The organism is Pseudomonas agronomica, assembly GCF_025917275.1.
In the GTDB taxonomy this organism is placed as follows: domain Bacteria; phylum Pseudomonadota; class Gammaproteobacteria; order Pseudomonadales; family Pseudomonadaceae; genus Aquipseudomonas; species Aquipseudomonas agronomica.
On the sequence record NZ_JAOSHO010000224.1, the window covers coordinates 1 to 8,068 of the forward strand.

Sequence of the window (8,068 nt, forward strand, 5' to 3'; positions counted from 1 at the left end):
GTGGCTTCGACGGTTTGGCGGCCATGGTGCAGACTCAACTGGAAGCCGATCCCTTCTCCGGTCAGATCTTCGCCTTTCGCGGACGGCGTGGTGACCGGATCAAACTGTTGTGGTGGGATGGCGACGGCTTGTGCCTGTTTTGCAAACGGTTGGAGCAAGGACGCTTTGTCTGGCCGCAAGCAACCAGCGGCAGCGTGTCGCTGACGACCGCGCAGTTGTCGATGCTGTTGGAGGGCATTGATTGGCGCCGGCCAATTCGTACAGCACCCGTCCTCGCGGTCTGACTTGCCGCGCTGAAAAAATCCCCAGTAATATTCGGGCATGACCCTCGTGACCGACTCCCTGCCGAATGATCTTCAAGCCTTGAAGGCGCTGATCGCTGCCCAGCACGCAGAGATTGAGCGCTTGAAGATGATGATCGCCAAGTTGCGTCGTACGCAGTTCGGTTGCAGTTCCGAGCAACTAGACGCCATGATCGATCAGCTCCAGTTGAGTCTTGAAGAGCTGCAAGTCAGCCAAGCCGAAATGACACCTCCAGTCGAGCCGGCACCTCGCGCAGTTTCGCGCCGTAAACCATTGCCCGAACACCTACCTCGCGAAACCCACGTGCATCAGCCCGAGTCGCAATGCACTGGCTGCGGTGGGACGCTTCGCCATTTGGGTGAGGATGTGTCCGAAGTGCTGGAGTACGTTCCGGCACGCTTCAAAGTCATTCGCCATGTCCGTCCGAAGTGGGTTTGCCGATGCTGCGAGCACTTCGCCCAGGTGCCGGCACCGAGTCGCCCGATCGCCCGAGGTCTTGCCGGCCCAGGGTTGTTGGCCCATGTGCTGGTCTCGAAGTTTGTCGATCATTTGCCGTTGTATCGGCAGTCCGAGATCTACGCCCGTGAGGGCGTGGAGCTGGAGCGCTCAACCCTGGCCGACTGGGTTGGCCAGAGCAGTCAGTTGCTGCGACCACTGATCAACGCCCTTGAGCACCACGTCATGAGCGGACACAAAGTCCATGCCGACGACACGCCGATTGGCGTGCTCGCGCCGGGCAACGGCAAGACCAAAACGGCGCGCCTGTGGACGTACGTGCGGGACGACCGACCTACGGGGGACGCGACACCGGCGGCGGTCTGGTTTGCCTACTCGCCGGATCGCAAGGGGCAACATCCCCGCGCGCATCTCAAGCGCTTCAGCGGGATCTTGCAGGCGGACGGCTATGCCGGTTTTGCTCAACTATATGCCACGGGCACCATTGAGGAAGCGGCGTGTTGGGCTCACGCCCGGCGCAAGTTTTACGATGTCTACAAAGACCTGGCTTCACCACTTGCCGCCGAGGCGCTGCAACGGATTGCGGGCCTGTATGCCATCGAAAGCGAGATTCGAGGGCAACCGCCCAACCTGCGAAAAGTGGTTCGGCAAAGCCGAGCCAGTCCGCTGCTGGAACAACTCCACGCGTGGCTCAACCAGACGCTGACTCAACTGTCGAAAAAATCGGCATTGGGCGGTGCGATTCTCTATGCCCTCAATCGGTGGCAGGCCTTGGTGCGCTATTGCGATGACGGGCGAATTGAGATCGACAACAACGCTGCCGAACGCGCGCTACGTGCTGTCGCGCTAGGCAGAAAAAATTATCTGTTCGTCGGTTCCAACGCCGGCGGCGAACGAGCGGCTGCGATTTACAGCCTGGTGGGTTCAGCCAAACTCAACGACCTGAACCCGCAAGCCTATTTGACACACGTGCTGGAGCGCATCGCCGACCACCCGATCAATCGGGTCGACGAACTGCTGCCCTGGAACGTTTCTCTCGCCTCCACGGAACTCTGCGAGGCCGCCTGATCCATGGTCAAAACTGTTCGCTTGCCAAAACCCGAACCTGATTTGTTGCTACTGCACATTGAATTGAAGTGGATCGAACCTGCCATCTGGCGCCGTGTGGCGGTGCCCGAGAACATCACCTTAGGCAAATTGCACGCGGTGATCCAGATCGCAATGGGCTGGCACGATGACCATCTGCATGAGTTTGAAATAGCTGGTGAGAGTTACGGTATTCCCGACTCCGATGGATGGGGGCCTCCCGTGAACTCGGAGACCCGCAAGACTCTGATCAAAGCGTTGAACGGGAAAAGGACATTCCGCTAGGTCTATGACTTTGGCGATGGCTGGGATCACCGGATCAAAGTCGGAAAGAGAAATCCGATGCCCACTCCGTAGGACATTGAGTCGAAATCCAATCACGATGTTCTCATTGGAAGGGTCTGCAACAGATGTCGATTAAGCTCCTGGCCCACGCCGAACGCCTCTTGGACGCTTACGATAGTCAATCCTTGATGCTTGGAGGCCCAATCTTCTGCCGCTGGGATAGATGCGAAGAAATGCACATGGCAACAGAAGGACTGACGAACGTCGGCCGCCTCCTGCGGCAATACCAGTGACACTGCCACGTCGGCAGGTTCAACAGCCTGTATCTCGCTGGGTGAAACCGTAAGCGAAACGGGTGCTCCAGTTGCAGCGCAATGCGACGAGACGCGAGCTGTACGGCCGATTAACGCCGGGAGCATCAGGGTGTCCAGCGCGCACCAGGCATACAGCCGGCGGTTGTCAATTTCCAAGACATGCGACGTCTCGCGCAAGGTGAGGACATAGCCGATGATGTTCCCATCGTTGTCGTATTCGGTACTGGTGGCTTGTTCGAGCACAGCCGCCACTTGCTCAGCGGGCCAGCCAAGAGTCCTGGCAAGCGTAGTTCGCGAAATCGGGCGTCCCTTGGCAAGTTCACCCAGTAGCGCGACCAAGAACTCCGCAAAACCTTTGGGCCGGTTGGTCGGGGTGAGACGTTCGGCGATCTCGGTAATGTAGCGGGCAAATTTCATGGTGCTCTCCATTCATCCAGCGCAGCAGGACAATTGCTTTACGTCCTTGGTGAAAGTCTGCGCCGCGAGCTTCAGGCCCTCGACCATGGTTAGGTAGGGGAACAACTGGTCGGCCAGCTCCTGCACGGTCATGCGGTTGCGAATAGCCAGCACCGCCGTCTGAATCAGCTCGCCCGCTTCCGGGGCCACCGCCTGCACGCCGAGCAACCGACCAGAACCCGCTTCGGCGACCAGCTTGATGAACCCTCGCGTGTCGAAGTTGGCCAGCGCACGCGGCACGTTGTCCAGGCTCAGCGTGCGACTGTCGGTTTCGAGGCCTGCGCGCTGTGCTTCCGCTTCGCTGTAACCGACGGTGGCCACCTGCGGATCGGTGAACACCACCGCCGGCATGGCATCGAGATTAAGCGTAGCTTCGCCGCCGGTCATGTTGATCGCCGCACGGGTGCCAGCCGCCGCCGCGACGTAGACGAACTGCGGCTGGTTGGTGCAGTCGCCGGCTGCATAGATATCCACTGCGCTACTGCGCATGCCCTGATCGATCTGAATGGCGCCGCGTTCATCCAACAGTACACCCGCCGCTTCCAGGTTCAGGCTTTGGGTGTTGGGCGTGCGGCCGGTGGCGACGAACAGTTGGTCGGCGCGCAGTTCACCGTGGTTGGTGGTCAGTACGAATTCGCCGTTGGCGTGGGTCACCTGACTGGCTTGTGTCTGCTCAAGCACGTCGATGCCCTCCATGCGGAAGGCCGCGGTCAGCGCCTCGCCGATGGCCGGATCTTCGCGGAAGAACAGCGAGTTGCGCGCCAGGATGGTGACGCGGCTACCCAGCCGGGCAAAGGCTTGCGCCAGCTCCAAGGCCACCACGGATGAGCCGATCACGGCGAGCCGTTGCGGAATACTGGCGCTGGCCAGTGCCTCCTCCGAGGTCCAATAGGGGGTGTCTTGCAGCCCGCGAATCGGCGGCACGGCCGCACCGGCGCCGGTAGCGATCAGGCAGCGGTCGAACGCGACTTCGCGCCCGCCCCCCTCGACCAGTTCGACGCTGAGCGTGTGGCCGTCCTGGAAGCGAGCGGTGCCACGCAGCACGGTGATGGCTGGTGTGCTCTCCAGAATGCCTTCGTACTTGGCGTGACGCAGTTCGTCGACAAGGCCTTGCTGTTGCGCGAGCAGCCGCTCGCGCAGGACGGTCGGCGGCGTGGCGGGCATTCCGTCATCGAACGGACTCTCGCGGCGCAAATGAGCCACATGCGCGGCGCGAATCATGATTTTCGACGGCACGCAGCCGACGTTGACGCAAGTGCCGCCGATGGTGCCGCGCTCGATCAGAGTGACGCGGGCGCCGGCTTCCACCGCCTTCAAGGCGGCCGCCATTGCCGCACCGCCGCTGCCTATGACTGCAATGTGTAGCGCGTCGCCGTTTTTGCCGACCTCGGTGTCGCTGCGCAACCAGCCCAGCGCCTTATCGAGCTGGCCGGGGCGCGGTTGTAGCGAGGCGACTTCGAACGACGCTTGATACCCAAGGGCCTCGACGGCGGCTTGCATTTGTTCACGGCTGACAGCCGCGTCGGCCGTCATTTCGGCCTTCCCACCGGCGTAGGAGACGTCCGCCCGGTGCACGCCGGAGATTCCCTCCAGAGCATCTCTGACGCGGTCGGCACAGGAGGCGCAGGTCATACCGTGGATTCGCAGTGTGGTCATAGCGTTTACTTCCTCAAATGGGTCTCTTTGCGGCATTACTGTTTTGGCTGCGGTGTTTTTGATGCGGGCTTATGGCTGGCGGAGCGGTTGGCTGCTCTATATCGGTCTGGCCCTCATGCTTGGGGGCTCGATCTGGGATCTCGTGTCGCCCGCCCACCCCCGCTCCGCCAGCCATAAGCCCGCATCAAAAACACCGCAGCCAAGACCAGGACAGGGCCTATCAGGCCGAGTGCAGTTCGCTGCCACTGCCGATGTTTGAGCCAGCCAAGGGAATTGACGAGCAGCGCCAGGGCCGCAAACAAGGGCAGTAGCGTGGTGATGAACAGGCCTTCCCACTGGCTCAAAAAGCCCAGACCGATTGCGGCGCCTAAGCTAGCCAGAGCAGGAAAACACGCGGCGCAGCCTAGGGCTGAAACCAGCACACCGACGGAACTGGCTTTGTCACCGATCCGCGTGAACAGATTGAGAGGATTTCTCATTGGTATTTCCTCCTATTGCTTGATGGTAGATGGATAGCCGGCATCCTCGGTCGCCTTGGTCAGGGCCTCGGAGTTGGTCTTGGCATCGTCGAAGGTCACGATGGCTTCGCGTTTCTCGAAACTCACCTCGGTCTTGGTCACGCCCTCGACCTGGGTCAGCGCTTTCTTGACCGTGATCGGACAGGCGGCGCAGGTCATGCCCGGTACCGACAGGGTGACGGTTTGGATGGCGGCCCACACCGGGGAAACCACGGCAATGAGCGCGAGAGCGGCAAACAGCTTTTTCATGGGAGACTCCTGCCTGATCAGTAAAACAACGGGAGGATGTAGGGGAAACCGAGCGCGACCAGCACGAGTGCCATCACGAGCCAGAAAATGAACTTGTAGGTAGTTCGTACCTGCGGAATTGCGCAGGTCTCACCGGGTTTGCAGGCTTGAGCCGGGCGGAAAATGCGCCGGTAAGCGAAGAACAGCGCCAACAATGCCGCGCCGATGAAAAACGGGCGGTAGGGCTCCAGAACGGTGAGATTACCGATCCAGGCGCCGCTGAAGCCCAGGGCAATTAGCACCAGCGGGCCCAGGCAGCAGGTGGACGCAAGGATCGCCGCCAGACCTCCAGCGAGGAGTGCACCACGGCCCTTTTGTGATTCAGACATGGGTTCAACCTTTCGAATGTTTGATCGATGGGTTAAGGTTATTTCCGTAGTCAGGTACGGAGTCAAGCGGTATGAAAAACACTGCGGAAAGCCTGACCATTGGCGTCTTTGCCAAGGCAGCCGGGGTTAACGTGGAAACCATTCGGTTCTATCAACGCAAAGGGCTGTTGCCCGAACCGGACAAGCCCTACGGCAGCATTCGTCGCTACGGCGAGGCGGATATTGCACGGGTGAAATTCGTGAAGTCCGCACAACGGCTGGGCTTCAGCCTCGATGAAGTGGCCGGACTGTTGCGGCTCGATGACGGTACGCACTGCAATGATGCGCGTGTGCACGCCGAGCAGAAGCTCGAAGACGTGCGGGGGAAACTTGCGGATCTGCGGCGGATCGAGTTGGTCCTGGCGCAGTTGGTTGATGACTGTTGCGCGAGCCACGGGACGGTTAGCTGCCCGCTGATCGATTCGCTGCATGGAATAGATAGCCACGAAAACTTCGCGCCTTAGCCTACGATTTCCCGTTTCATTGCCCCCCTGTTTGTCGGCTTGAACAGGAAAAGAGCGGCGCTCAATGAGCCCCGTTGACTGGCCAAACCTACGGTCTGCTTTTAGCCACGCTCTTACCCTACAGAGCCGAGAGTCCTGATCACTTCGAATGCAAATGATTGGTCAGTTGCAACGCAAATGGGTGGTCAAGTGGGGTGCAATTTCGCAGTTTTTGAGTGTGAGCGCGTCAATCAGCGGTTAAAGGGGATTAAGGTCTGAGATGCAAGGCGGTGTAGTTCGGACGCTTACGGTTGAAGAGTCTTGTGTTCTAGCAGGCCGATCTCTTCATGGAGCAGTTCCATGAGTTGGCGCATGACGGCATCGTCGGGGAAGTCTGGAGCGAAGTGCATGTTAGGGATCCGACTGGTAGGAAGGGTACGGCTGTACGGTTGGCAAGTTTAGGGCGAAATCGTTTCTCAAAAAGAAGAAAAGTCTCACGTCATGCTCGGAATCGTCTGGTGAGCATTGCCCCGCTTACTCGGTAAGGTTTGCCGCGCCGCTTGATTGAGTTGGCGCTGACCGAGCAAGGACGAAGCATGGCGAAAGGAAAAGGCGATATTCCCCAAGTCTGGGAGTACCGAGGTGGTGACTGGCGCCACAGAGTCCTGCGGGATATGACCCCGGACGAGCTGGCAAAACGAGACGCCGATTATAAAGCCCATGAGGACATGCTCGCTCGGCAAGAGGCGTACATGACCCAACGGCTGAGCCAGATACATCAGAAGGAAGCCCCGCGCATCAAGGGCTGTGTGTTCGCCAAGTCCTGCGAACTGCCCGATGCAATCATCGATTATCACAATCCAACCGGTTACATCCCGACGGAACTGCTGAGCGCTTATGGCGCCTTCACGTTGTTGGGCGGCCGTGAGGTTGACGCGTCAGGCTGTGTACCGCTGAAGACGATCAGCGGAGCATTACCCGCAAGTGTTGGCACGCTGGCACTGGGTGGAACCGCCTTGGCCTCCCTTGGCGCCGGCGCGGCGATCACGGCGCCGGTAGCGGCGGGCGCACTGGTGGGATTGGTGGGGCTGCTGATGCCCTCGAACCTGGGCGATGGCTCGCTGTACACCGAAGAGCAACTAAGGACCCTTGAACAAGCGCGCAGCCGGGTTCGCCTACATGTCGAAACCCAGCCCGACGGGACGCTTAAAGGTTACGGCTACAACACCCAGTCAAGACGCGACTGGGAGATGATCCCGGTGGTGACATTCCAGGCCCGCGGCGAGCAGCAAGTGGCAGACTTCGGCGACGGGGTCGAGTTGATCTGGACGCCGGCAGTGGACCCTTCCGCGACGTTGGGCATTCCAGCGTTGGAGGCTGCGCCACAGGCGCCGCGCATCTGGATCTTCCCGCCGACACCCATGGCGGACAGCATTATCGTCAACCCGATTTATCCGCCGGAGTACAAGGATTTCATTCTTGTGTTTCCGGTGGGGGCTGGGGTTTCGCCGTTATACATAGTTTTGAATGGTCGGCGCAAAGGGTTGCCGGAGGCTACGCATGATTATCATCAAGCCCCCAAAACAAACGAAATTATCGGATTCGGCGATTTGATCGAAGTTAAATCGAAAACGCCGCGTCAAGGTGGTGGGGGGTTACGGGAGCGATGGACTGATGCTAAAAGCAGGAGAATTTACGAGTGGGATTCAAGGCACGCTGAGCTAGAGGTATACCGTGCAAGCGACGGTAGCCATTTAGGATCTTTTGATCACCTTACGGGTGAGCAAAAAAAAGCGCCAAGTACGAAGCGTAACATTAAGAAATTTTTATGAGGGTGCTATGGGCTTAAAAATAAGGTTGAGGTGGTTTGATAAGACGTCCGAGATATTGGTGGG

At 59.4% G+C, this 8,068-nt stretch carries 9 protein-coding genes and 1 pseudogene; 5 read left to right on the forward strand and 5 right to left on the reverse strand.

The genetic code is table 11. From position 1 onward, the window contains the following. From tnpB to OC610_RS16350, 3 genes are all read left to right on the forward strand, one after another. Positions 1-284 (forward strand): IS66 family insertion sequence element accessory protein TnpB (gene tnpB, locus OC610_RS16340; RefSeq protein WP_264429053.1); only part of this gene is annotated, 284 nt, incomplete at its 5' end. Between the two features lie 37 nt (positions 285-321). Continuing rightward, positions 322-1,827, forward strand: coding sequence for an IS66 family transposase (gene tnpC, locus OC610_RS16345; protein ID WP_264429055.1), 1,506 nt, complete (start codon positions 322-324; stop codon positions 1,825-1,827). Between the two features lie 3 nt (positions 1,828-1,830). Beyond that, on the forward strand, positions 1,831-2,130 hold the full coding sequence (locus OC610_RS16350) for a plasmid pRiA4b ORF-3 family protein (protein ID WP_003425039.1): 300 nt from the start codon (positions 1,831-1,833) through the stop codon (positions 2,128-2,130). A gap of 92 nt (positions 2,131-2,222) precedes the next feature. Here OC610_RS16350 and merB read toward each other — a convergent pair whose 3' ends face one another. The 5 genes and pseudogenes from merB to merT all read right to left on the reverse strand — a co-directional run bounded on the left by merB (position 2,223) and on the right by merT (position 5,691). Next, entirely contained in the window at positions 2,223-2,861 is a 639-nt protein-coding gene (gene merB / locus OC610_RS16355; RefSeq protein WP_003425042.1) for an organomercurial lyase MerB, read from the reverse strand. Positions 2,862-2,873: 12 nt separating this feature from the next. Further along, entirely contained in the window at positions 2,874-4,556 is a 1,683-nt protein-coding gene (merA, locus tag OC610_RS16360) for a mercury(II) reductase (RefSeq protein ID WP_003425044.1), read from the reverse strand. Between the two features lie 158 nt (positions 4,557-4,714). Further along, positions 4,715-5,035, reverse strand: a pseudogene (gene merC, locus OC610_RS16370) (organomercurial transporter MerC); the annotation flags it as partial. Between the two features lie 12 nt (positions 5,036-5,047). After that, entirely contained in the window at positions 5,048-5,323 is a 276-nt protein-coding gene (merP, locus tag OC610_RS16375; protein WP_003425048.1) for a mercury resistance system periplasmic binding protein MerP, read from the reverse strand. A gap of 17 nt (positions 5,324-5,340) precedes the next feature. After that, positions 5,341-5,691, reverse strand: coding sequence for a mercuric ion transporter MerT (merT, locus tag OC610_RS16380; RefSeq protein WP_003425049.1), 351 nt, complete (start codon positions 5,689-5,691; stop codon positions 5,341-5,343). 71 nt (positions 5,692-5,762) lie between these two features. Between merT and merR the strand changes: the two genes are divergently transcribed. Both merR and OC610_RS16390 read left to right on the forward strand, forming a co-directional pair. Continuing rightward, positions 5,763-6,194: an Hg(II)-responsive transcriptional regulator gene (merR, locus tag OC610_RS16385; protein ID WP_003425050.1), complete on the forward strand. Its 432-nt coding sequence runs from the start codon at positions 5,763-5,765 to the stop codon at positions 6,192-6,194. 575 nt (positions 6,195-6,769) lie between these two features. After that, positions 6,770-8,005, forward strand: a complete 1,236-nt coding sequence (locus OC610_RS16390) for a colicin E3/pyocin S6 family cytotoxin (protein WP_264429059.1) — start codon at positions 6,770-6,772, stop codon at positions 8,003-8,005. The last annotated feature ends 63 nt before the right edge of the window (positions 8,006-8,068 follow it).